At 72.8% G+C, this 22,682-nt stretch carries 25 protein-coding genes; 14 read left to right on the top strand and 11 right to left on the bottom strand.

Features of this window, described 5'->3' with window-relative positions; genetic code table 11:
- Positions 1–91: 91 nt before the first annotated feature.
- Both Srubr_RS26040 and Srubr_RS26035 read left to right on the top strand, forming a co-directional pair.
- Positions 92–463 (top strand): DivIVA domain-containing protein, encoded by a 372-nt coding sequence (locus tag Srubr_RS26040; RefSeq protein ID WP_189997374.1) that lies wholly within the window; start codon positions 92–94, stop codon positions 461–463.
- Positions 460–1,047 carry a DNA-3-methyladenine glycosylase I gene (locus Srubr_RS26035; protein WP_189997373.1) on the top strand — a complete coding sequence of 196 codons (588 nt, stop codon included), beginning with the start codon at positions 460–462 and terminating at the stop codon, positions 1,045–1,047. The genes Srubr_RS26040 and Srubr_RS26035 overlap by 4 nt, the downstream gene beginning before the upstream one ends.
- A 28-nt stretch (positions 1,048–1,075) precedes the next feature.
- Here the strand turns inward: Srubr_RS26035 and chcB are convergent, their stop codons facing one another.
- A complete protein-coding gene (gene chcB, locus Srubr_RS26030; protein ID WP_189997372.1) occupies positions 1,076–1,879 on the bottom strand; it encodes a 2-cyclohexenylcarbonyl CoA isomerase in 804 nt (267 codons plus the stop codon).
- 378 nt (positions 1,880–2,257) lie between these two features.
- Here chcB and Srubr_RS26025 point away from each other — a divergent pair, with 378 nt between their 5' ends.
- Positions 2,258–2,425 carry a DUF3117 domain-containing protein gene (locus Srubr_RS26025; protein WP_004950282.1) on the top strand — a complete coding sequence of 56 codons (168 nt, stop codon included), beginning with the start codon at positions 2,258–2,260 and terminating at the stop codon, positions 2,423–2,425.
- A gap of 174 nt (positions 2,426–2,599) precedes the next feature.
- Here Srubr_RS26025 and Srubr_RS26020 read toward each other — a convergent pair whose 3' ends face one another.
- The gene (locus Srubr_RS26020) at positions 2,600–3,298 is read right to left on the bottom strand and encodes an O-methyltransferase (RefSeq protein ID WP_289972087.1); all 699 of its coding nucleotides are present in this window, start codon (positions 3,296–3,298) and stop codon (positions 2,600–2,602) included.
- Between the two features lie 234 nt (positions 3,299–3,532).
- Here Srubr_RS26020 and sigE point away from each other — a divergent pair, with 234 nt between their 5' ends.
- Both sigE and Srubr_RS26010 read left to right on the top strand, forming a co-directional pair.
- Entirely contained in the window at positions 3,533–4,246 is a 714-nt protein-coding gene (gene sigE / locus Srubr_RS26015) for an RNA polymerase sigma factor SigE (protein WP_189997371.1), read from the top strand.
- A complete protein-coding gene (locus Srubr_RS26010) occupies positions 4,243–5,241 on the top strand; it encodes a zf-HC2 domain-containing protein (RefSeq protein WP_189997370.1) in 999 nt (332 codons plus the stop codon). The genes sigE and Srubr_RS26010 overlap by 4 nt, the downstream gene beginning before the upstream one ends.
- Positions 5,242–5,812: 571 nt before the next feature.
- Here the strand turns inward: Srubr_RS26010 and Srubr_RS26005 are convergent.
- Positions 5,813–5,968 carry a hypothetical protein gene (locus Srubr_RS26005; protein ID WP_189997510.1) on the bottom strand — a complete coding sequence of 52 codons (156 nt, stop codon included), beginning with the start codon at positions 5,966–5,968 and terminating at the stop codon, positions 5,813–5,815.
- 324 nt (positions 5,969–6,292) lie between these two features.
- Here Srubr_RS26005 and Srubr_RS26000 point away from each other — a divergent pair, with 324 nt between their 5' ends.
- The 3 genes from Srubr_RS26000 to Srubr_RS25990 all read left to right on the top strand — a co-directional run bounded on the left by Srubr_RS26000 (position 6,293) and on the right by Srubr_RS25990 (position 9,314).
- On the top strand, positions 6,293–7,894 hold the full coding sequence (locus Srubr_RS26000) for a S1C family serine protease (RefSeq protein WP_413790259.1): 1,602 nt from the start codon (positions 6,293–6,295) through the stop codon (positions 7,892–7,894).
- 84 nt (positions 7,895–7,978) lie between these two features.
- Positions 7,979–8,413: a sec-independent translocase gene (locus Srubr_RS25995; protein WP_189997369.1), complete on the top strand. Its 435-nt coding sequence runs from the start codon at positions 7,979–7,981 to the stop codon at positions 8,411–8,413.
- A 238-nt stretch (positions 8,414–8,651) separates the two neighbouring features.
- Positions 8,652–9,314, top strand: a complete 663-nt coding sequence (locus Srubr_RS25990) for a hypothetical protein (RefSeq protein WP_189997368.1) — start codon at positions 8,652–8,654, stop codon at positions 9,312–9,314.
- An 84-nt stretch (positions 9,315–9,398) separates the two neighbouring features.
- Here the strand turns inward: Srubr_RS25990 and Srubr_RS25985 are convergent, their stop codons facing one another.
- The 3 genes from Srubr_RS25985 to Srubr_RS25975 are packed head-to-tail and all read right to left on the bottom strand — an operon-like array spanning position 9,399 to position 12,469.
- A complete protein-coding gene (locus Srubr_RS25985) occupies positions 9,399–10,532 on the bottom strand; it encodes an Mrp/NBP35 family ATP-binding protein (protein ID WP_030787938.1) in 1,134 nt (377 codons plus the stop codon).
- 43 nt (positions 10,533–10,575) lie between these two features.
- Complete coding sequence (locus Srubr_RS25980) at positions 10,576–11,190, bottom strand: DUF1003 domain-containing protein (protein ID WP_189997367.1); 615 nt, start codon at positions 11,188–11,190, stop codon at positions 10,576–10,578.
- Positions 11,180–12,469 (bottom strand): magnesium transporter MgtE N-terminal domain-containing protein, encoded by a 1,290-nt coding sequence (locus Srubr_RS25975; RefSeq protein ID WP_189997366.1) that lies wholly within the window; start codon positions 12,467–12,469, stop codon positions 11,180–11,182. The genes Srubr_RS25980 and Srubr_RS25975 overlap by 11 nt, the downstream gene beginning before the upstream one ends.
- 190 nt (positions 12,470–12,659) lie before the next feature.
- On the opposite strand from Srubr_RS25975, the gene Srubr_RS25970 reads away from it, so the two are divergent.
- Positions 12,660–13,406: a hypothetical protein gene (locus Srubr_RS25970; protein WP_189997365.1), complete on the top strand. Its 747-nt coding sequence runs from the start codon at positions 12,660–12,662 to the stop codon at positions 13,404–13,406.
- Positions 13,407–13,556: 150 nt separating this feature from the next.
- Here the strand turns inward: Srubr_RS25970 and Srubr_RS25965 are convergent, their stop codons facing one another.
- Positions 13,557–14,078 carry a hypothetical protein gene (locus Srubr_RS25965; RefSeq protein WP_189997364.1) on the bottom strand — a complete coding sequence of 174 codons (522 nt, stop codon included), beginning with the start codon at positions 14,076–14,078 and terminating at the stop codon, positions 13,557–13,559.
- Between the two features lie 53 nt (positions 14,079–14,131).
- Positions 14,132–15,259, bottom strand: coding sequence for a magnesium and cobalt transport protein CorA (locus Srubr_RS25960; RefSeq protein ID WP_189997363.1), 1,128 nt, complete (start codon positions 15,257–15,259; stop codon positions 14,132–14,134).
- 460 nt (positions 15,260–15,719) lie between these two features.
- Between Srubr_RS25960 and Srubr_RS25955 the strand changes: the two genes are divergently transcribed.
- Positions 15,720–16,304: a suppressor of fused domain protein gene (locus Srubr_RS25955; RefSeq protein WP_189997362.1), complete on the top strand. Its 585-nt coding sequence runs from the start codon at positions 15,720–15,722 to the stop codon at positions 16,302–16,304.
- A 53-nt stretch (positions 16,305–16,357) separates the two neighbouring features.
- Here the strand turns inward: Srubr_RS25955 and Srubr_RS25950 are convergent, their stop codons facing one another.
- A complete protein-coding gene (locus Srubr_RS25950) occupies positions 16,358–17,581 on the bottom strand; it encodes an MFS transporter (protein ID WP_189997361.1) in 1,224 nt (407 codons plus the stop codon).
- 169 nt (positions 17,582–17,750) lie between these two features.
- On the opposite strand from Srubr_RS25950, the gene Srubr_RS25945 reads away from it, so the two are divergent.
- The 3 genes from Srubr_RS25945 (at position 17,751) to Srubr_RS25935 (ending at position 20,145) form a co-directional block, all read left to right on the top strand.
- Positions 17,751–18,392 carry a DUF6758 family protein gene (locus Srubr_RS25945; RefSeq protein WP_030614772.1) on the top strand — a complete coding sequence of 214 codons (642 nt, stop codon included), beginning with the start codon at positions 17,751–17,753 and terminating at the stop codon, positions 18,390–18,392.
- 216 nt (positions 18,393–18,608) lie between these two features.
- On the top strand, positions 18,609–19,466 hold the full coding sequence (locus Srubr_RS25940; RefSeq protein ID WP_189997360.1) for a PHP domain-containing protein: 858 nt from the start codon (positions 18,609–18,611) through the stop codon (positions 19,464–19,466).
- 73 nt (positions 19,467–19,539) lie between these two features.
- Complete coding sequence (locus Srubr_RS25935) at positions 19,540–20,145, top strand: MarC family protein (protein WP_189997359.1); 606 nt, start codon at positions 19,540–19,542, stop codon at positions 20,143–20,145.
- A 55-nt stretch (positions 20,146–20,200) separates the two neighbouring features.
- On the opposite strand, the gene Srubr_RS25930 is transcribed toward Srubr_RS25935, so the two are convergent.
- Positions 20,201–20,353 (bottom strand): hypothetical protein, encoded by a 153-nt coding sequence (locus Srubr_RS25930; RefSeq protein ID WP_189751221.1) that lies wholly within the window; start codon positions 20,351–20,353, stop codon positions 20,201–20,203.
- A gap of 208 nt (positions 20,354–20,561) precedes the next feature.
- Here Srubr_RS25930 and Srubr_RS25925 point away from each other — a divergent pair, with 208 nt between their 5' ends.
- On the top strand, positions 20,562–21,470 hold the full coding sequence (locus Srubr_RS25925; RefSeq protein ID WP_189997358.1) for an NYN domain-containing protein: 909 nt from the start codon (positions 20,562–20,564) through the stop codon (positions 21,468–21,470).
- Positions 21,471–21,488: 18 nt separating this feature from the next.
- Here Srubr_RS25925 and Srubr_RS25920 read toward each other — a convergent pair whose 3' ends face one another.
- Positions 21,489–22,382, bottom strand: a complete 894-nt coding sequence (locus Srubr_RS25920) for an alpha/beta fold hydrolase (RefSeq protein ID WP_189997357.1) — start codon at positions 22,380–22,382, stop codon at positions 21,489–21,491.
- Positions 22,383–22,682 lie beyond the last annotated feature (300 nt).

Here is a 22,682-nt window from a genome sequence, read left to right as displayed (position 1 = left end):
CCCTAACTGTCAGACGCGCATGGCACGATCGGAGCCTGACAGATACCGCTGCCGGCACAGCGTCCGGTACGAGCGTGGGGACCCTGAGGCGATGGTGATGTTCTTGTTCCTGGTCGTCGCGCTGGCCGTCGTGGTCGCCGCGGTGACCCTGGCCGTGGTCGGCGGCGGGGAGAGCGCCCCGCTGCCGGAGGCGGCGCCGGAGCGGCTCCAGGACCCGTTGCCCCCGGACCGCCCGGTGGACCGCGCGGACGTGGAGAGCCTGCGCTTCCCGGTCGCGCCGCGCGGCTACCGCATGGCCGACGTGGACGACGCGCTCGGCCGGCTCGCCGCCGAACTGGCCGAGCGGGACGCCCGCATCGCCGACCTGGAGACCGCGCTGGCCGGCGCCCGGGCCGCCGCGCGGGAACAGCGGGCCGAGCACCCGCGGACGGGCCCGGACCAGGGCCGGGAGGAGCAGCGATGACCAGCCGAGCCGCCGTCGCCGGGCCGGACGGCGCCCCGCGCTGCCCCTGGGCCCTGTCCACCGACGACTACGTGGCGTACCACGACGAGGAGTGGGGCCGCCCGGTCCACGGCGACGACGCCCTCTTCGAACGGCTCAGCCTGGAGGCCTTCCAGTCGGGCCTGTCCTGGATCACGATCCTGCGCCGCCGCCCCGGCTTCCGCGCCGCCTTCGCCGGCTTCCGCATCGAGAAGGTCGCCGCGTTCACCGACACCGACCGCGAGCGCCTGCTGGCCGACCCGGGCATCATCCGCAACCGCGCCAAGATCGACGCCACGCTCGCCAACGCGCGCCTGCTCGCCGACTGGGCCGAGGGCGAGCTGGACGAGCTGATCTGGTCCCACGCCCCGGACCCGGCGGCCCGCCCGGCCCCGAGGACCCTGGACGACGTCCCGGCGGTGACCCCCGAGTCCACGGCCCTGTCCAAGGCCCTGAAGAAGCGGGGCCTGCGCTTCGTCGGCCCGACGACTGCGTACGCCCTGATGCAGGCGTGCGGCCTGGTCGACGACCACCTGGCGGACTGCGTGGCCCGCGGCACCCGGTAGCGGACGGACCCGCCGGCCCCGCTGCGCGCTACCGCCCCAGGTACTTCGGCTTCTCCTTGTCGACGAACGCCTGGACGGCGATGTGGTGGTCCTCGGACCGCCCGGCCCGGGTCTGCAGCTCGTCCTCCTTCTCCAGCGTCTCCTCCAGGGAGTGCGTCAGCCCGTAGGCCACCGCCTCCTTGATCGCCGCGTACGCCACCGTCGGCCCCTCGGCCAGCGTCCGCGCCACCTTCGCGGCCTCGGCGCGCAGCTCGCCCGCCGGGACGACCCGGTTGGCGATGCCCAGCTCCAGGGCGTCCTGGGCGCTGATGCTGCGCGGGAAGAGCAGCAGGTCGGCGGCGCGGCCCGGGCCGATCACCCGGGGCAGCGTCCAGGAGATGCCGGAGTCGGCGGTCAGGGCGACGCCCGCGAAGGAGGTGTTGAACTTGGCGGTGTCGGCCACCAGCCGGTAGTCCGCGGCGAGCGCGAAGCCGAACCCGGCGCCGGCCGCGACGCCGTTCACCGCCGCGACCACCGGCTTCGGCGCCCCGGCCAGGGCCCGCACGATCGGGTTGTAGTGCTCCTTGACCGTGCTCATCGTCCGTCCCGCGCCGGTCTCCCGGTCGCCGGCCAGCAGCCCGATGTGCTCCTTGAGGTCCTGGCCCACGCAGAAGGCCCGGTCCCCGGCGGCGGTCAGCAGGATCGCCCGGACGGCCGTGTCCCCGGCCGCCGATTCCGCCGCCTCCCGCAGGGCCGTCTTCGTCGCGATGTTCAGCGCGTTCATCGCCTCGGGGCGGTTCAGCGTGATCGTCGCGAGTCCGTCGCTCACCTCGTAGAGCACGGTGTCGGCCATGGCGTGTCCCCTCCGGAGTAGCCGCTGGTGACGTACCGCTCAGTACGTCCATGTCTGAGGACAGCATGGCGGAGATCACGGTCCGGCGGCCGGAGCGGACGTGTGACCTGCGTCAAAGAAATCCGGGACGGAGCCGGCCGGAGGAGCCTCGCGGGGTGGCGCAGTATCGCAGGCACATCGCCGAATTGGGTGGTTTTGCTCGCGCGCGTTGCCCAAGCGATGCGGACCGATGTTGGTCATCGGGTCCTGCCATGCGGGATAATGGCCAGGAAGCAATGTGTTCGATGCCGGTGTCGCGTGTCCGTTCCGGACGGCGGGTGCCCCCTGCCCGGGGGTACCGGCAGAGACGATGAGCTGGTTTCAGGAAGGGGAACGAGCATGGCGGCCATGAAGCCGCGGACGGGTGATGGCCCGCTCGAGGTGACCAAGGAGGGGCGGGGCATCGTCATGCGCGTTCCGCTCGAAGGCGGCGGTCGACTCGTCGTCGAGCTGACCCCTGACGAGGCGGCGGCGCTTGCCGACGCCCTCAAGAACGTCGTCGTCTGACGTTCCGATTCTGTCCTCGCGCCTGCCCCGGCATCGTACGCGGTGCTGGGGCAAGCGCGTCTTCGGGGGCGGCCGGCACGGTCGGCGCGGCCCGCACCACATGCACCGCCGGCACCGTCCGCCCGGCCCGTGCCGCACACGTCACCGGCACCGTCCGCCCGGCCCGCGCCGCCGTCAACGCTTGACGGCGCACAGCAGCCCGTCGCCCACCGGCAGCAGCGACGACACCAGTTCCTGGCTCTCCCGCACGGTGCGCAGCAGCTCCCGCAGCCGCAGCACCTCGGTGGGCTGGGGCCCCGAGTCGACCGTACGGCCGTCAGCGAAGACGCCCTCGAAGACCACCAGGCCGCCCGGCCGCAGCAGGCGCAACGATTCGGCGAGGTAGTCCGGGTACTCCAGCCGGTCCCCGTCGCAGAACACCAGGTCATAGCCCGCGTCGGCGAGGCGCGGCAGGACCTCCAGGGCACGGCCGGGGATGAACCGGGCCCGGTTGCTGGCGAAGCCGCAGCCGCGGAACGCCTGCCGGGCGAACTGCTGGTGGTCCGGCTCCGGGTCCACCGTCGTCAGCACCCCGTCCGGCCGCATCCCGTGCAGCAGATGAATGCCGGACACCCCGCAGCCGGTGCCGATCTCCGCGACCGCCTTCGCGTCCACGGAGGCGGCGAGCAGTCGCAGCGCGGCGCCCGTGCTGGGCGACACCGAGCGCAGCCCTGCCTCGCGGGCCCGGTCGCGGGCCCAGCGCAGCGCTTCGTCCTCGGCGACAAAGGCGTCGGCGAACGCCCAGCTCGTCTGCCGGTTGGCGGTAATGACCCTCTCCTGTCCCCGTGGTTGCCTGGGCGTGACTGTATCCGTTGGCGGCGGGAACCCGCAGATGAGCCCGTGCGTTTACAGGGATGAGACGGTGACCGGCGACGCGACGGGGGGCGAGCGGTGGGGCAAGGCGCCGAGCAACTGCTGACGCAGCCGGACGAGCCGGATCAGCGAGTATCAAATTCTCGTAAAACCGCTTATCCGGAGCTAACGGGCGAGGTGGCTATGGTAGGGGCTCCACTGGACACCACCAGAGCCGACAGGGGAGGTGCGGCTGCGCCCGGGGACCGGGGCGGAGTGCTGCGGCGCTTCCTCGGGTCGGCGGGCAGGCCGAAATCCGTGACCGACACCGCTGCTGACAGCCACGCCGCCGGGATCGCCTCGGGCGAGACCCCGACCGCGACCTTCACCACCGACGCGGACGGGCAGGCGTGGACTCCGCCCACGTGGGACGAGATCGTCAGCACGCACAGCGGCCGGGTCTACCGACTGGCCTACCGCCTGACGGGCAACCAGCACGACGCCGAGGACCTCACCCAGGAGGTCTTCGTCCGCGTCTTCCGCTCCCTGTCGACGTACTCGCCGGGCACCTTCGAGGGCTGGCTGCACCGCATCACCACCAACCTCTTCCTGGACATGGTCCGGCGCAAGCAGCGCATCCGCTTCGACGCCCTCGGCGAGGACGCGGCCGAGCGCCTGGCCAGCCGCGAGCCCACCCCGCAGCAGCTGTTCAACGACGCGCACTTCGACGCCGACGTGCAGCAGGCGCTGGACACCCTGGCGCCCGAGTTCCGCGCCGCCGTCGTCCTGTGCGACATCGAGGGACTGTCGTACGAGGAGATCGCCGCCACCCTCGGCGTGAAGCTCGGCACGGTCCGCTCCCGTATCCACCGCGGCCGGTCCCAGCTCCGCAAGGCGCTCGCGCACCGTTCCCCGGAGGCCCGCGCGGCCGAGCGGCGCTCCTTCCTGGCCCGGGTCCCCGCGCTGGGAGGAGGGGGCGCGACCGCGTGAGTGGATCTCGGTCGAAACCTGCCGAGGAGGCACGCCTCGCAGAGCAGCACCTGGGAGACCGGCTCTCCGCCCTGGTGGACGGGGAGCTCGGTCATGAGACGCGTGAGCGGGTCCTCGCGCACCTGGCCACCTGCGCCCGGTGCAAGGCCGAGGCGGACGCCCAGCGCGCGCTGAAGAACGTCTTCGCGGAGGCCGCCCCGCCCCCGCCCTCAGCGAGCCTCCTGGCCCGCCTCCAGGGCCTTCCCGGGGGAGATCCGGACGGCGGCGGCACCACGCCGTCACCCGGGCCCGGACTCGGCCCCTCCGGCGGCCTCGGGTCCTTCGGGGCCCGGCGCGGCGACCGCCTGCCGTTCGGGTACGTCCCGGCCCGCCCGCACGGCCTGCTCCCGGCCGGCGCGGACGGCGCCGACGGCCCCCGGGACGACGGCTTCCGCATCCACCCCGTCGGCCGTCCGGACGACGCCCGCGCCGCCTCGCGTGGCCGGCGGTTCGCGTACGCTGCCGCCGGCGCGGTGTCGCTGGCCGCGCTGGCCCTCGGCGGCGTGACCACCGGCTTCCCCGGCGACCCGGCCGCGGACGCCCGCGGCGGCTCCGGCGTCATCCCGGTGCGCTCGGCCGGCTCCGGTACGGGCGGCGGCGCGGCCACGCCGGACAGCCAGCGCCGGCGCCCCGTGGGACCGCTGCTCGCCCAGGGCGGCGCGCTGATCGGCTCGGCACCGGTGGCGCCGACCACGCTGTCCGCGCCGCTGCTGCCCGGGGTTCCCACCCCGGCCCCCGGGCACGACCGGGCCGAGGCGGTACGCGCGCTGACCGCGCCGGTGTTCGCCGGTGCGGCCGCCGTCTCCCCGCTGATACGCCCGCTGGACGAGACGGTGGCCCTTCCGCTCACCGACTGGCCCATGCCCCCCGGGGCCACCGGCTCCGGCCCGCTGCCCACCCCCGACACCACGCCCTCGTCCTCCTCCGTCACGCCCTCCCCGCATCCCTCGCCCTGACCGTCACCGCGCCACGGCCCGCGAACCTGGTTGAATCCTGGGAGCCGTGACCGTGGCGCCGCCCCGGGGCGGCAGCCGATGTCCTGTGACCAGCCGTGGGGGGAGCATGAACGAGGGGAACGGCGTGCCGCCGACGGACGGACCGCGGGGCACCACGGGGACGACACCGACCGCCCCCACCGCCACGCTCCCCGACGGCGACTTCGAACTGGCCAAGCCGACGCCGACCACGTCGTCCGGCGCCGTCGGAGAGGCCGAGGCGGAGACCGGGGGAGAGGCTGGGGGAACCCCCGGGCAGACCAGGCAGACCGGAGCGGGGCCTGCGCGGCCCGTGACGACGGCGAACGCACCCGAAGCGACGACGGACCCGGTCGTACGGGCCGACGCGACGACGGTCCCGGGTGTGCGGGCCGACGGGGCGACGGTCCCGGGTGTGCGGGCCGACGTGGCGGCAAATCCGGTCGTACGGGCCGACGTAGGGGCCGACTCGGCTGTGCGGGCCGGTGGGGCGCTGCCCCCTGGCGTGCGGGCCGATGAGAGGGCGGGCCTCGCCGGGCAAGCCGAGGCGGTGTCAGCCGAGGCGGGTTCGGCGGCCGGTGGGGCCGACGGCGCCGGTGTGGCCGCCGCGTCCGCCGGGGGTTCCGGCGGCCCGGACGGGGAGGCCCCGGCCGTCGTCGTACCGCACTCCGGTCAGCGGGTCGGTGCCGGACGGGTCACGCCCCTGCACGATCCCGACCCCTACAGCACCCCGCCGTACGGCGAACCCGGCCCCTGGGCACCCGCGCCACCGGTCCAGCATCCGGCGTTCACCCCGGCGCACGGTACGGCTGTACCCGCGCCCCTGGCCCCACCGACACCCCCGGCCCCCGGAGCGCAGGGCACGCCCACGCCGCAGGCACCGGGCCCCACCACGTCCTCCGCCCCGCAGGTGCCCGCGCCTGCTACGGCGCCGGTGCCCGGGGCAGCGGCGCCGGCCATGGCGCCCGCGCCGCGGGCTCCGGGCCCCGCCACGGCTCCCATGCCGCGGATACCCGCGACCGCCACAGCACCCATGCCCGGGGCGGCGGTTCCCGCCACAGCACCCGCTCCCCAGCCGGCGGCTCCCGCGCCGCAGGCACCGGGCCCCACCACATCCCCCGCGCCGCAGGCACCGGGCCCCGCCACGGCATCCGCGCCGCAGGCACTCGCGCCCGCCACGGCCCCCGCGCCCCAAGCACCACCTCTCGTCACGGCCCCCGCGTCCCAGGCACCGCACCCCACACCCCCCGCAGGCCCCGCACTCCCCCCATCCCACGGCGCCCCCGCCCCGCAACCGCAGGAGCCGGGGTCCGCGACGGTGCCCCAGGCCGCCGTACCCCCCTGCCCGGGAACCGGGGCGGTGCCCGAGGATGCCGTATCCCCCGGCCCGGTGCCCGCGGCGGCCGTACCCCCCGCCCCGGAAGGCGGCGTCGGTCCCTGGGCCGGTTATGACCCCTGGGAGGCGGCTCAGGGGCGGGAGCCGTTGCAGCAGACGGGTGCCAAGGTGCTGACGCGGGCGCAGCGCAGGCGGCGGGCCTGGCGGTGGGTCACCGGGTGGACCCTCGCCGTCGCCGTCGTCTCCGGTGGCATCGGCGGAGCCGTCGGCGCCTACGTAGAACGCGAGGGACTCGGCGGCGTACAGCTGCCGCGGCCCGACAGCGTGCCGGCCGGCCGCGCGCCGGACAGCGTGGCCGGGATCGCCGCCCGCGCCCTGCCCAGCGTGGTCACCCTGCACGTGCGGGGCGACGACGGGGCGGGTACCGGCACCGGCTTCGTCCTCGACGCGCAGGGCCACATCCTCACCAACAACCACGTGGTCGAGCCCGCCGGCCAGGACGGCGAGATATCCGTGACGTTCAGCGGCGGTGACACCGTGAAGGCCGAGGTCGTCGGCCGCGACGGCGGCTATGACCTCGCGGTCGTCCGGGTGCGCGGCGTCCACGGTCTCACCCCGCTGCCCCTCGGCGACTCCGACGACGTGCGGGTGGGCGATCCCGTCGTGGCCATCGGCGCCCCCTTCGACCTCGCGGGCACGGTCACCTCCGGCATCATCAGCGCCAAGGAGCGGCCCATCACGGCCGGCGGCGAGAAGAGCGACGGAAGCGACACCAGCTACGTCGACGCGCTCCAGACCGACGCCCCCATCAACCCGGGCAACTCCGGCGGCCCGCTGCTCGACTCCCACGCCCGGGTCATCGGCATCAACTCCGCCATCCGCTCGGCCGGCGGCGGCTCCCACGCCGACGGCGACCAGTCCGGTTCCATCGGCCTCGGCTTCGCCATACCCGTCAACCAGGCCAAGCGGGTCGCCGAGGAGCTGATCGACCACGGCCACGCCACCCACCCCGTGATCGGCGTCACGCTCGACATGGGCTACCCCGGCGACGGCGCCCGCGTCGGCGGCAAGGGCGCCGACGGCGGCCCTGCCGTCACCCGGGGAGGGCCCGGCGACCGGGCCGGACTGAAGGCGGGCGACGTCATCACCGAGGCCGACGGCGCGCGCGTGCGCAACGGCCGGGAGCTGATCGTCAAGATCCGCGCCCACCGGCCCGGCGACCGGCTGCGCCTGACGGTCGAACGCGGCGGCACGGAGCGGGAGGTGTCACTCGTGCTGGGCGCCTCCGAGCAGAACTGACAGAAGTCTCACCTCGGGACGGTACCGGTCGGACGGGATGGCCGGGTACCGTTGAGCGACCGAGGACATCGCAAGGAGCGTCAGGTGTTCAATGACATAGGGCCACTGGAGCTGGTGACCATCATCGTGCTCGCCGTGCTCGTCTTCGGTCCGGACAAGCTCCCCAAGGTCATCCAGGACGTCACGCGCACGATCCGGAAGATCCGCGAGTTCTCGGAGAGCGCCAAGCAGGACATCCGTGAGGAACTGGGTCCGGAGTTCAAGGACTTCGAGTTCGAGGATCTCAACCCCAAGACCTTCATCCGCAAGCAGCTGGACAACGAAGAGCTGGGGCTGAAGGAGATCCGCAACGGCTTCGACCTGAAGAAGGAGATGGCCGAGGTCACGGACGCCGTCCACGGCCGCGACAGCGAGGCGCCGTCCTCTCCGCCCCCGGCCTCCGGCGGACGCGTCGACATGACCAAGAAGCCCGAAGGTCCCGGCGACGACCGCCCGCCCTTCGACATGGACGCCACATAAGTCACGCTTCCTCCTCCCGACACGCAGGCGGGCGTACGCCGCACACGTGACGTGTCTCATAGCGCGCACCCGTCGCGCACGGCGTGAACAGGCCGTTCGCGCGACCCACGCATCCAGAGCCTGCCCTGCCGCTGTCAGCGGTGTGGATATGCTGCCGAGTTGTTGTGCGGACCTGGCGCGTACGCCCGAAGGGGGGCGGGCCGGCCGGTCCGACGAGAGCGAGGAGGCGTCCGGGCAGATGGAGACGACGAGTCGGGTGGGCGCGCAGGCGCCGGCCGCGGAGGGCGGACAACAGCTCCCCTCCGCCCGGCGTACGGTCGACGGTTACCTGCGGGCGCCCTTCCCCTGGTACGGGCTCGACGAGGCGTTCACCGGGCCGCGCTGGCTGATGCAGGTCGGCACGACGTCCGACGGTGCCGTCGAGCACGGCTCGATCGGGCACGGAGACGAGCCCTCGCTGCGGGGCGAGACCGGTTCCGGCGAGCCGCGGGAGAAGTTCGCGGTGGTGGTGACCGTCGCCGCGCAGCCGTCCCGGCGCAGCGCCGACGGCACCGGGCTGCTGGAGGCGACGTCGGTGTCCTCCGCGGCGTGGCTGGCCGGGGTGGGGCTGCTGTCGTTCACCTGGCCCGGACAGATGGACCACAGCCTGCGGGACGACTGGCTGGAGCAGCAGACGGAGACGGCGTGGGCCCTGGCCGACGACCTGGACGGGCCGGAGTGGTCCCGGCTCTCCCTGCCGGTCGACGGGACCGCCGCCTCGTTCCATTACCGGGAGTCGGAGTTCGGGTGGGTGCTCGCCGGCACGACCGGGGCGGGGGTCCATCTGGGCGCGTACGGGCGGGGGATGAGCGCGTACGGGCTCGGGTTCGCCGTGGTGAAGGACATCACCGCTTACACGTGACCGAGGGGGCGCCGGACGGTTCCGGCGCCCCCTCGTCGCGGGGTCCTGGGCCGCCCGGCGGGTGCGGCGTCCGCTGAGAACCCCTCAGAACTTGTTCTTCGGCGTGAGGCCCAGCGACAGGCCCGACAGGCCCCGCTGCCTGCCGCCCAGCTTGCCGGCGATCGCGCGCAGGGCCGAGCCCGCCGGGGAGCCGGGGTCGGTGAGCACCACGGGCTTGCCCTCGTCGCCGCCCTCGCGGAGGCGGACGTCGATGGGGATGCTGCCGAGGACCGGGACCGTCGTGCCCGTGGTGCGGGTGAGGCCGTCGGCGACCAGCTGGCCGCCGCCCGTGCCGAAGACGTCGACCATCTCGCCGCAGTGCGGGCAGGGCAGGCCGGACATGTTCTCGACCACGCCGACGATCTTCTGGTGCGTCTGCACGGCGATGGAACCGGCGCGCTCGGCGACCTCGGCCGCCGCCTGCTGCGGGGTCGTCACCACCAGGATCTCGGCGTTCGGGACCAGCTGGGCCACGGAGATCGCGATGTCACCCGTGCCGGGCGGCAGGTCCAGCAGCAGGACGTCCAGGTCGCCCCAGTAGACGTCGGCGAGGAACTGCTGCAGGGCGCGGTGCAGCATCGGGCCGCGCCAGACGACCGGGGCGTTGCCCGGCGTGAACATGCCGATGGAGATGACCTTCACGCCGTTCGCGGACGGCGGCATGATCATGTTCTCGACCTGGGTGGGCCGGCCGTCGGCGCCCAGCATGCGCGGCACGCTGTGACCGTAGATGTCGGCGTCCACGACACCGACCTTCAGCCCGTCGGCTGCCATGGCCGCCGCCAGGTTGACCGTCACCGAGGACTTGCCGACCCCGCCCTTGCCGGAGGCGACCGCGTAGACCCGGGTGAGGTTGCCCGGCTTGGCGAAGGGGACCTCGCGCTCGGCCTGGCCGCCGCGCAGCGCCGCCGCCAGCTCCTTGCGCTGCTCGTCGCTCATCACGTCCAGGGTGACGTCGACCCGGGTGACGCCCTCGACCCGGGAGACCGCCTCGGTGACGCGTTGCGTGATGGTGTCCCGCATCGGGCAGCCGGACACCGTCAGATACACGGTGACCGCGACCGCTCCGTCCGCGCCGATCTCCACGGACTTGACCATCCCGAGTTCGGTGATCGGGCGGTTGATCTCGGGGTCGTTCACCGTCGCCAGTGCCTCGCGCACCGCGTCTTCCGTAGCCATAAGGACGATGGTACGGCCCGCCGAGGGGCCTGAGGGATGCCCTTCAGCGGTCGTCTGTGTCACGTCCCGGCGGGCGTTCCGCCCGTTCCGCCGGGAATACGACATGACCTGCGTGTCCGTCGTGCCTGCGGTGCTCCTCCAGCTCCTTCAGCAGGTCCTGGAGCTCGGAGCGGATCCAGTCGCGGGTGGCCACCTCGCCCAGTCCGGTGCGCAGCGCGGCCACCTCCCGGGTCAGGTACTCGGTGTCGGCGATGGACCGCTCGTTCTGCTTGCGGTCCTGCTCCAGGTTGACCCGGTCGCGGTCGTCCTGCCGGTTCTGCGCGAGCAGGATCAGCGGCGCCGCGTAGGACGCCTGGAGGGACAGCATCAGGGTGAGGAAGATGAACGGATACTCGTCGAACCGCAGATGGCGGGGCGCGGCGACGTTCCACAGCACCCACACGATGATGACGACCGTCATCCAGACGATGAAGCGTCCCGTGCCCAGGAACCGGGCGATCTTCTCCGACAGCCGGCCGAAGGCCTCCGGGTCCCACTCGGGCAGGAACCGGCGCCGGGGCGGGCGCGGCTGGTCCAGCCGGGGCATCCGGGGCCGGCCGGCGGCCGTGGCGCCCGCCGGGTGGCGCTCGCGGGTCACGGTCTCGCGCTCAGGAACCATGCGGGGGCGCCTCCTCTCCGTTGTCCAGGTGGAACTCCGTCTCCCGCCAGTCGTCGGGCAGCATGTGGTCCAGTACGTCGTCCACGGTCACCGCGCCGAGCAGCGACCCCGACTCGTCCACCACGGGCGCCGCCACCATGTCGTAGGCGGCGAAGAACCCGGCGACGACCGGCAGCGCCGCGTCCGGGTCCAGCGGCTGGAGATCGTGGTCGACCAGCGAGCTGACCAGGGTGTACGGCGGGTCGCGCAGCAGCCGCTGGAAGTGCACGGTGCCCAGGTACTTGCCGGTCGGGGTCTCGTCGGGCGGGCGGCAGACGTAGACCTGCGCGGCGAGGGCGGGCGAGAGGTCCGGGTTGCGGACCCGGGCGAGCGCGTCGGCGACGGTGGCGTCCGGGCGCAGCACGATCGGCTCGGTGGTCATCAGACCGCCGGCCGTGTGCTCCTCGTACGCCATCAGCCGGCGCATGTCGGCCGCGTCGGCGGGCTGCATCAGGCTCAGCAGCCGCTCCTTGTCCTCCTCGGGCAGCTCGCCCAGCAGGTCGGCCGCGTCGTCCGGGTCCATCGCCTCCAGCACGTCCGCCGCCCGCTCCTCCTTCAGCTTGCCGAGGATCTCGATCTGGTCGTCCTCCGGCAGCTCTTCGAGGACGTCGGCGAGCCGGTCGTCGTCGAGGGCGGCGGCCACCTCGGCGCGCCGCTTGGGGGACAGGTGGTGCAGGACGTTGGCGAGGTCGGCGGGGCGCAGCTGTTCGAAGGTGGCGAGCAGGCTCTCCGCGCCCTGCCCGTGCTCCTCCAGGGAGAAACCGGTGACGGCCGACCACTCCGCGGTCAGCGTCTCGCCCTTGGCCCGCCGGAAGGCGCCGCCCTTGCGTCCCTTGCGCAGGAAGACCCGGTCGACCTCCCAGTCCCGCCGGGCGGGCAGCTGCTGCACGGACACGTCGAGGACGGTGACCTCCTCGCCGGTCTCCACCAGCGTCACCCGCCGGTCCAGCAGCTCGCCGAAGACCAGCCGCTCGGTGGGCCGCTGCTCGAAGCGCCGGACGTTGAGCACGCCGGTGGTGATGACCTGGCCCGACTCGATGCCGGTCACCCGGGTCATGGGCAGGAAGATGCGGCGCCGGGTGGACAGCTCCACGACCAGCCCGAGGACCCGCGGGGGCCGCCGCCCGACGCGCAGCATGACGACCACGTCGCGGACGCGGCCCACCTGGTCGCCGGCCGGGTCGAAGACGGGGACCCCGGCGAGGTGCGAGACGAAGATCCGGGGAGCGCCGGCTGCCATGACTGTGCTTCCTTTGCGTGAGGATCGTGGGATTTGCTCGGACATGCCCGCACGTGTGCGCTTCAGGCTAGCCCGTCCTGATCGGATACGCCCTGGTGGGCGGTCCGGACGGACCGGCTCCGCCGGGTGGGCGGCGCCCCGGTACCCTGCGGTACGCCGCTCAGGAACCGTCAGAAAGGCAGCTCCCTTGGTGACTGCGATTCCCCGGGGCCGTACCCGCCGCACCGCTTGGGTGACCGCGGCCTGCGCACTGGTCGTGACGGGAGCGCTGGTGCTGTCGGGGTGCGGCGGCGACGACGATCCCGACGCCGGGACCAACGGGGTCGGCAAGCTGACCCCCGACCGGATCCAGGCGAAGACACGGGCCGCGGCGGACGCGGCGAGCGCGGTACGGCTGTCCGGGACCGTGGTCACCAGCGGCCGTACGTACCGGCTGGACATGCGGCTCAAGGCCGACGGCGGCACCGGGTCGGTGACCGCGCAGGGGACGACGTTCCAGCTGCTGCGGGTCGGCGAGGACCTGTACCTCAAGGCGGGCGCGGACTTCTGGAACCATGCCGACGGCGGCGACGGCGCCTCCGGCAAGCTGGACGGCAAGTATGTGAAGGTGCCGCAGCAAGATCCCGCGTACCGGAAGTTCAGCGGCTTCACGGACAAGGACGTCCTCCTCGACGGTCTGCTGACGCTGCACGGCACGCTGGCGACGGACGGCCGGCACGCCGACGGATCGGGTACCCGCACGATCCGCATCACCGGCGACCACGGTTCCGGCGGCACGCTGGACGTGTCCCTCCAGGGCACGCCGTACCCGCTGCGCCTGGTCCGGGGCGGGCAGGCGGGGACGCTCCGTTTCTCCGACTGGGGCAGGAACTTCACCGTCGAGGAGCCGGCGAAGTCGGAGACGGTGGACTACGGCAGGCAGCTGCCGGCGTCGTAGCGGGCCGGCCGGGGGCGCCGCGGCACCGCGCACGGCTGGTCACCGTTGCCGGAGACCGACGGCACCCGGTATCCGCCGTGGGGCGCTCAGCCCCCGCGGCGCGGCCCGGCGGTGCCGAACCCGGCTCAGCCCGGCGGTGCCGAACCCGACTCAGCCCCTTTTTCCCTTCCGGCGCTTCACCAGCAGCTTCGGCAGGCCCGCCGGTACCGGTCCGCGCGTGGTCACCGGAGTCGGCACCGGGCGCTCCGCGAGACTGCCGTCCGGCAGCGGGGTCACCGAACCGGCCGGCACCAGGCGCAGCACCCGGCACTCGCGGGCCCAGCGGGCCGGCATCCGCTCGCCGTCGGGGGCGTTCAGCCGCTTGCCCTTCAGCTCGGCGACCGCCGCCTCCCACTCCTCGGACCCGGCCGCCAGTTCGCTCACGGCGGCCGGGAACGTCACCAGCCGGCCGCCCTTGTCCTTGCTGCGCACGCTCACCTCGGCGAGGCCGCCGTCGGCCAGCCCCGCCAGCGGCTGCTCGCCCGGCCCGTCGCCGACCACGCACACCGCGCCCTCGTGCCACACGTGCCACAGCGCCCGCGCGGCCGGGGCACCGGCGCCCCTGACCCAGATCAGGCCGGACTTCTTCGCGGCCTCCTCGATGAGGGCCCGGTCGAGCAGCTCGCTTGTCATGGGCCCAGCCTAACCAGGCCGCACCGGACCGCCGGCCGGCCCGCACCGGCCGCTCACAGCCAGCCGTTGCGCTTCAGCGTGCGGTGGATGCCCAGACAGATCGCGGCGGTGATGCCCATGATCACCGGGTAGCCGTACCGCCAGTGCAGCTCCGGCATGTGTTCGAAGTTCATGCCGTACACCCCGCACACCATCGTCGGTACGGCGATGATGGCCGCCCACGCGGTGATCTTGCGCATGTCCTCGTTCTGCGCGACGGACGCCTGGGCGAGGTTGGCCTGGAGGATGGAGTTGAGCAGTTCGTCGAAGCCCATGACCTGCTCCTGGACCCGGGCCAGGTGGTCGGCCACGTCCCGGAAGTACTTCTGGATGTCCGGGTCGATCAGCCGCATCGGCCGCTCGCTCAGCAGCTGCATGGGCCGCAGCAGCGGCGCCACCGCGCGCTTGAACTCCAGTACCTCGCGCTTGAGTTGGTAGATCCGGGCGGAGTCCACACCGCGCGAGACCCCGCCCTTGCGGCCGGGCGAGAAGACCTCGGTCTCCACGTCGTCGATGTCGTCCTGCACCGCGTGGGCGACCGCGATGTAGCCGTCCACCACATGGTCGGCGATGGCGTGCAGCACGGCCGAGGGGCCCTTGGCCAGCAGCTCCGGGTCGTCCTGGAGGCGGTGGCGCAGGGCGCGCAGCGAACCCTGGCCGCCGTGCCGGACGGTGATGAAGAAGTCCCGTCCGGTGAAGCACATGACCTCGCCGGTCTCCACGACCTCGCTGTTGGCGGTCAGCCGGTCGTGCTCGACGTAGTGGATGGTCTTGAAGACCGTGAACAGCGAGTCGTCGTAGCGCTCCAGCTTGGGCCGCTGGTGCGCCTGCACGGCGTCCTCCACGGCCAGCGGGTGCAGCCCGAACTCACCGGCGATACCGGCGAATTCCTCCTCGGTCGGCTCGTGCAGGCCGATCCAGACGAACCCGCCGTCGCGGCGCACCTGCCGCATCGCCTCCTGCGGGCTCAGCGGCCCGGCACTGGGCACGCGGGCGCCGTCGCGGTAGACGGCGCAGTCGACGACGGCCGAGGGCGTCGACGGGTCGCGCGTGGTGTCGTACGACGTCGTCCCGGAGTCCTTGCGCAGCGAGACGCGGGACGAGGGGCGGACCACGGCGCGCAGGTCGCGGATCATCGACATGGGCAGGCTCCTTCGCGGGCGGGCGGCGAAAACGCGCGCGGCGACGGGTGGAACTACCCGGAATGGGGACGTCCTGGCTGTGCGTGTGTGGCACGTCCACAAAGCGGGGAGCACCGCACCGTCGCGGTGGCGGCTTCACTGCCGATGCAGAACTGATTCAGATCAGACAGATCAGGCAAAGCGAAACGAGGTGCTCTTCCGAACGACGACGCGCAAAGGAAGACGGCGGCCAGCCGGTGACTGCGTCAGCGGCCGGAAGAGCGAGTGGTACTGCACGGTCGACTTCGATCCATGGCAGCCCCACCTCCTCCGGCCGGTCCCTCGTAAGGGAGTCTCAACGGTGTCGGGACTTGACAGCGACGCTTCCGCGTGTCGCCCCGAACCCCCGGCTCAGAGTACCAGCCGCCGATACTGTCAAGGCCCCCCTTTGCCCGCTACTGACGAGTTCTATGCTCGCCGCATGGCTGATGTTCTTCCTCTGGTCGAGGCCCGGTTGACCACCGCGCTGGGCGAGCCGGACGCGCGCGCCGCCGTCACCTTCCTCGGCACGGACCGCATCGAGGTGCTCCGCTTCCACGAGGGGGACGTCGTCCGGTACGCCACCCTCGGGATGTCCCGGCAGCCCATGACGGACCCCACGGCGGTGCTCGCCGACCCGGTGAAGGGGCCCCGCGCCGAACTGGTGCTGTCCGTCCGCGCGGGCCTCGCCGACACCGACAAGCTGCTCCGCCCGCTCGCCGTCCTGGCCGCCAGCCCGCAGGTGGAGGGCCTGGTGGTGGCCCCCGGCGCCTCCTTGGACGTGGGCGAGCCGCTGTGGCCCGGCGCCCCCTTCACCTCGGTCCTGGTGGGCGAGCCCGGCGGGCTGGTCGAGGACCTGGAGCTGGACGCCCCGCTGGACCCCGTACGGTTCCTGCCGCTGCTGCCGATGACCCCGAACGAGGCCGCCTGGAAGCGGGTGCACGGCGCCCAGGCCCTCCAGGAGCGCTGGCTGGCGCACGGGACGGACCTCAGGGACCCGGCCCGGAAATCCGTCCCGCTGGACTGACCGCCACCGGCCGCCGGGAGTGACCGATCTCACCAACGCAAGGTGAGATCCGGTCAGTTGGCGAAGACCCCGACGCCGTCCTCGGTCGCGTGCCCGGGCCGGAGCTCCTCGGCTTCGTGCACGAGGGCCCGGCGCCGGACGAGGACCACGAGCGCGCCCAGCACCGCCGTGACGGCCGCCACCACGAACGGGACGTGGATGTCGGTCCACTCCTCGATCTTGGGCGCGAAGTAGGGTGCCGCGGCGGCGGCGAACCAGCGCACGAAGTTGTAGCCCGCGCTCGCCACCGGGCGCGGGGCGTCCGACACGCCGAGGGCCAGCTCGGTGTAGACGGTGTTGTTCACACCGATGAACGCGCCGGACAGGATCGTGCAGACGACGGCCGCGGTGTGGCCGCCGTAGCCGAGCACGAGCACGTCCGCCGCGAGCAGCACCAGCGAGCCGCCGAGCACCTTCAGCGAGCCGAACCGCTCCTGCATGCGCGGGGCCACGATCACCGAGAAGACGGCGAGCAGCAGACCCCAGGCGAAGAACACCGCGCCCGACCGGTACGGCGTCATGTCCAGCACGAACGGCGTGAAGGCCAGCACGGTGAAGAACGTGTAGTTGTAGAAGAACGCGGAGACCGCCGCCGAGGCCAGACCGCCGTGGCCGAGCGCCTTGAGCGGGTCCAGGACCGAGGTCTTGCGGGCCGGCCTGGGCTGCTCCTTCAGGAACGCGGCGATGCACAGGAAGCCGATCGCCATCAGTGTGGCCGTGCCGAAGAACGGGTAGCGCCAGCTGGCGTTGCCGAGGACCGCGCCGAGCAGCGGGCCGCACGCCATGCCGAGGCCGAGTGCGGACTCGTAGAGCAGGATCGCCGCCGCGCTGCCGCCGGCCGCCGCGCCGACGATGACCGCGAGGGCGGTGGAGACGAACAGCGCGTTGCCGAGGCCCCAGCCGGCCCGGTACCCCACGAGCTGGCCGACCGAGCCGGAGGTGCCGGCCAGACCGGCGAACACCACCACGAACGCGAGGCCGAGCAGCAGCGTCTTCTTCCCGCCGATCCGGCTGGAGACGAAGCCGGTCAGCAGCATCGCGACGGCCGTGATCAGGAAGTACGAGGTGAAGAGCAGGGACACCTGGCTGGGGCTGGCGTCCAGGCCCCGGGCGATCGACGGCAGGATCGGGTCGACGAGGCCGATGCCCATGAAGGCGACGACGGAGGCGCCGGCCGTGGCCCAGACCGCCTTGGGCTGTCGCAGGATGCCACCGGCTCCCACGTCTAGGGGGTCCATGTGCTTCTCCCGTCCTCACTAGGTAGTTGGGTTATACACATAGTAAGTTAGCGCACCTAATTAATGCAAGATGCATCTACTTTGCCTGGTCGGGCGTATGGTCGGCTCTTCCGTCCGGACGGGTGATCATCCTTGACGTGGGCGGTCGGGGGTAGGACCGTGGAGCCCTATGAGGGGCGAACCCAGTTGCCCGAGATGCGGTGGCCGGGTCAGGGCTCCCGGACTCTTCGCCGATGCGTGGCAGTGCGATGTGCACGGCACGGTGTATCCGCTGCAGCCCGTGATCCCGCCCAGCGTCGAGGCACTCAATGTCGTCGTGCACCGCACACAGGTACCGGTGTGGATGCCGTGGCCGCTGCCGGTCGGCTGGCTGTTCACCGGCGTGGCGTACGCCGGTGACGACCGCAGTGGCGGCCGTGCGACCGCGGTGGCCTGCTCGGGCCCCGGACCGCTCGGCGGACCCGGTGAGCTGATCCTGATCGCCGAGGAACTGGGCGTCGGCCTCGGCGCGCGCTACGCCGGCATCGACGGTCCGGACCCGGGTTCGTACATGAACGTGGAGAAGCCGCCGCAGACCAAGGTGCTGGCCGCCGGCCGCCCGACCCCGCTCTGGCACGTCTACCGCACCCCCGACGACCGTGCCGTCTTCGCCGGGGAAGCGCTCGGCATGTGGCTGTGGGCGGTGATCTGGCCCGAGCAGTCCGGGCTGCTGATGTACGACGAGCTGGTGCTGACGGATCTGCGGGACGCGGGGGCGGAGATAGACCTGGTGCCGTGCGGGGCGCTGTCGCCGCGCCTGCTCCGGCCGTAGCGCCTGCTGGGGTGCCGGGTTCTGAGCGTTGGCGGGTGCGGGTTCGTTGTGGCTGGTCGCGCCCGCGCGGTGGAGCCGCATATTCGGGACGGCCCCGCCCCCCTGGGGTTGGCTGCCGTAGGGGGCGCTGAGGGGTTGCGGGTATGACGGTCGGGGTGGAAAACACCGCTATCCTTAGGTGTCCGTGTCCCTTCCGCCCGCCTGTCTGGAGTCGTCGTGCGCATCGATCTGCACTGCCACTCCACGGCGTCCGACGGTACGGACACCCCGGCCGAGCTGGTGCGCAACGCCGCCGCGGCCGGACTGGACGTCGTCGCGCTGACCGATCACGACACCACCCGGGGCCACGGCGAGGCCGTCGCCGCGCTGCCCGAGGGGCTGACCCTGGTCACCGGCGCCGAGCTGTCCTGCCGGATCGACGGCATCTCGATGCACCTGCTGGCCTACCTCTTCGACCCCCAGGAACCCGCCCTGCTCGCCGAGCGGGAGCTGGTCCGGGACGACCGGGTGCCGCGGGCCAAGGGCATGATCGCCAAGCTCAACACGCTGGGCGTGCCGATCACCTGGGAGCAGGTCGAGCGGATCGCCGCCGGCGGCTCCGTCGGGCGCCCGCACATCGCGAGCGCGCTGGTGGAACTGGGGGTCGTGCCGACGGTGAGCGACGCGTTCACCGAGGAGTGGCTGGCCGACGGCGGGCGGGCCTTCGTGGAGAAGCACGAGACCGACCCCTTCGAGGCGATCCGGCTGGTCAAGGCCGCGGGCGGGGTCTGTGTGTTCGCCCACCCGGCCGCGGCCAAGCGGGGCCGCACCGTGCCGGACTCCCGGATCGCCCAGCTGGCGGAGGCCGGTCTGGACGGCATCGAGGTCGACCACATGGACCACGACCTCGACGCCCGGGCCCGGCTGCGCGGGCTGGCGAAGGAGCTGGGCCTGCTGGTCACGGGCTCCTCGGACTACCACGGCAGCCGCAAGACCGTGGCGCTGGGCGCGTACACGACCGACCCCGAGGTGTACGGGGAGATCACCCGTCGGGCGACGGGCGCGTTCCCGGTGCCGGGCACCGGCGGAGCCTGAGGCCCTCCGGGGCCGGTCCGCCGTACCCCTTCACGCCCGTACTTCCTCTTCGCGCAAGGCCTGCACTTCCCCCATGTTCGACATCGCCGTCTTCGGCTCCCTGTTCCTGACCCTTTTTGTCATCATGGATCCCCCTGGGATCACCCCGATCTTCCTCGCCCTGACCGCCGGACGGCCGGCCAAGGTGCAGAAGCGGATGGCCTTCCAGGCCGTCTGCGTGGCGGGCGGGGTCATCGCCGTCTTCGGCGTCCTGGGCCACCAGATCCTCAACTACCTGCACGTCTCCGTGCCCGCGCTGATGATCGCGGGCGGACTGCTGCTCCTGCTGATCGCACTGGACCTGCTCACCGGCAAGACCGACGAGCCGAAGCAGACCAAGGACGTCAACGTGGCCCTCGTGCCGCTGGGCATGCCGCTGCTGGCCGGGCCCGGCGCGATCGTGTCCGTGATCCTGGCCGTGCAGAAGGCCCACAGCGTGACCACGCAGATCTCGGTGTGGTCCGCGATCCTCGCGATCCATGTCGTGCTGTGGCTCGTGATGCGCTACTCGCTGCTGATCATCCGGGTCATCAAGGACGGCGGCGTCGTGCTGGTGACGCGGCTCGCGGGCATGATGCTCTCCGCGATCGCCGTCCAGCAGATCATCAACGGTGTCACTCAGGTGATCCGGGGGAGCTGACCCTCGTCGGCTCGGCTCCCCCGGAAAGCTTGAGTGGCGAACGCCCGCGCGCGGGCTACGAGGCCTGGGTCTCGGCCGGGCGGATCCACAGGCGCTGCCCGACGGCGGCGGCCTGCTGAACGATCCGGTTGACGGAGGCGGCGTCCACGACGGTGCTGTCCACGGCGGTGCCGTCGACCTCGTCGAGTCGCATGATTTCGAAGCGCATGGGGCTTCTCCCTTCGTCTGGTCATCCTCCTGCGGAGAACTACTGGTGTGACTGCCGGTGCTTCCGGTGTCGTACCTAGTCAACCTTCCCTTTGTTACGAACATTCCCTACGCTAAGGAAATTTTTCGAACGGCTAATAACCGACCGGTAAGCGGAGCGGAAGGGACCGACCGGGACCGGTTGTGTTCGCACTGTGACCACCGGGACAATGAAGGCAATGAACGACGACCTGGCCGCCGCTCTCGAGGCCCGCATCGACCGCACGAACGAGCTGCTGGAGCGCATGCTCGCCGAGGTGGCGAAGACGCCCTCGACCCACGCGATCTTCGTCGACGCCGGCTATCTGTACGCCGCCGTCGGCCGGCTGGCCGCCGGAACCGAGGACCGCCGCTCCTTCGACCTGGACGCCGAGGGCCTGATCGAGGCGCTGATCGACCGCGCCCGCGTGATCTTCGCGGACAGCCGGCTGCTGCGCGTCTACTGGTACGACGGCGCCAGGCGCCGTATACACACCGCCGAACAGCAGCTCATCGCCGAACTGCCCGACGTCAAGGTCCGCCTCGGCAACCTCAACGCCAACAACCAGCAAAAGGGCGTCGACTCACTGATCCGCACGGACCTGGAGTCACTGGCCAGGCACCGCGCGATCAGCGACGCGGCCCTCCTGGGCGGCGACGAGGACCTGGTCTCGGCGGTCGAGGCGGCCCAGGGCTACGGCGCCCGCGTCCACCTCTGGGGCATCGAGGCACCCGAGGGCCGCAACCAGGCCGAACCGCTGCTCTGGGAGGTCGACAGCCAGCGCACCTTCGACCTGGACTTCTTCAAGCCGTACGTCTCCCGGCGCACGGCCGCCGCGTACGACGCCACCGGCACCGCCCGCCCCACCCGCGAGGACGTCCGCTTCGTCGGCGCCCAGATCGCGGCCAAATGGCTCGCCTCCCGGGGCCGCGAAGCCCTCGTGGAGCTGTTCCCCGGCCACCCCTACCTGCCCGGTTCGGTCGACCAGGACCTGCTGGTCGAGGCCGAGGAACTGCTCCAGTACTCCCTGCGCGGCCAGGCGGAGCTGCGCCGCGCGCTCAGGGACGGGTTCTGGGAACACCTGCGGACCCAGTACTAGGCCGGTACCGCGCGAGTACTAGGCCCGGTTCCGGCGGGCGTCCGCGGTGTCGTCCCAGAAGCCGGCGAGCGCCCGGGCCGTCTCCAGGGGCCGGTCGGTGTTCGGGGAGTGCTCGGCACCCTCCACGACCGTGCGCCGGGCCCTCAGCCGCACGGCCATGTCGTCCAGGAGCGGCAGCGGCCAGGTGTCGTCCCGCGCGCCCGACAGCACGTGGAACGGCAGCGGCACGGCCGCCAGCTCGGCGACCCGGTCCGGCTCCGTGCACAACTGGCGCCCGGTGGCCAGCAGTTGGGCGGGCTTGGTGCCCAGCCAGCGGCGCCGCAGGTCGGCCCGGTCGTCCAGCCCGGCATCGAGCGCCGGCGCCTCCGTCTCCTCCGGCGGCTCCATCGCCTGGAGCGCCTCCCACACCTCGGCCATGCCGAGCACCGCCAGCGCGTCCCGGAGCAGCTTCACGCGCTCCTGCTGGGGCGCCGAGATCTGCGCCGGGCCCGAGGCCATCAGGGTGAGCGACGAAAAGGGCGAGTGGTCGAGCAGCACGGCCGCGCGCGCGATCTGGCCGCCCAGGGAGTGGCCCAGCAGATGCACCGGGCCGCCGATCGCCTCCGCCTGCGCGAGGACGTCCCGCGCCAGCTCCTCCTGCGCGTAGGCCGACTCGTCCGTCACCGGGCCGTCCGACTCGAACTGGCCCCGGCCGTCGACGGCGACGGTCCGGTAGCCGCGCTCGGCCAGCGGCACGTGCAGCGGATTGAAGTCCTCCTTGCTCCCGGTGAACCCCGGCAGCAGCAGCGCCACCCCCCTGGGCTCGACACCGGCGGCCACCGGAGCGTCGACCACGGCGAACTCCCCGCGCGCCGTCCGAAGGGGGTAGGCGCGGGCACCGGGGGGCGGGACGAAGGTGGCGGGCCTGCTCATGGGGGAGAGGCTATCGGGAGGGGGTGAGGGAGGGAGCGCGTGGGTGCGGGCCGCCAGGGCGGGGGCCGGACGTTGAGCTCTTCCGGAAGAAGGGGGCGACTTCCGGCACCGGCGGAAGGGGGCGTGTGGGTTCGGGCCGCCAGGGGGCCGGAAGGGAGCGCGTGGGTGCGGGCCCGCCAGGCCGAGGCCCGGGCGCCGGGTTCTGCGTGGAGGAGGGGGCGTGGGTGCGGGCGCCGGGTTCGGGCCCAGACGCCGATGGCCGGGTCCACTGTCGTGGACCCGGCCATCGGATTGGAGCTG

Source organism: Streptomyces rubradiris, assembly GCF_016860525.1.
GTDB classification, from domain to species: Bacteria; Actinomycetota; Actinomycetes; order Streptomycetales; family Streptomycetaceae; genus Streptomyces; species Streptomyces rubradiris.
Note: the sequence above shows the minus strand (reverse complement) of the source record. Positions and strands in the feature narration are given on the sequence as shown.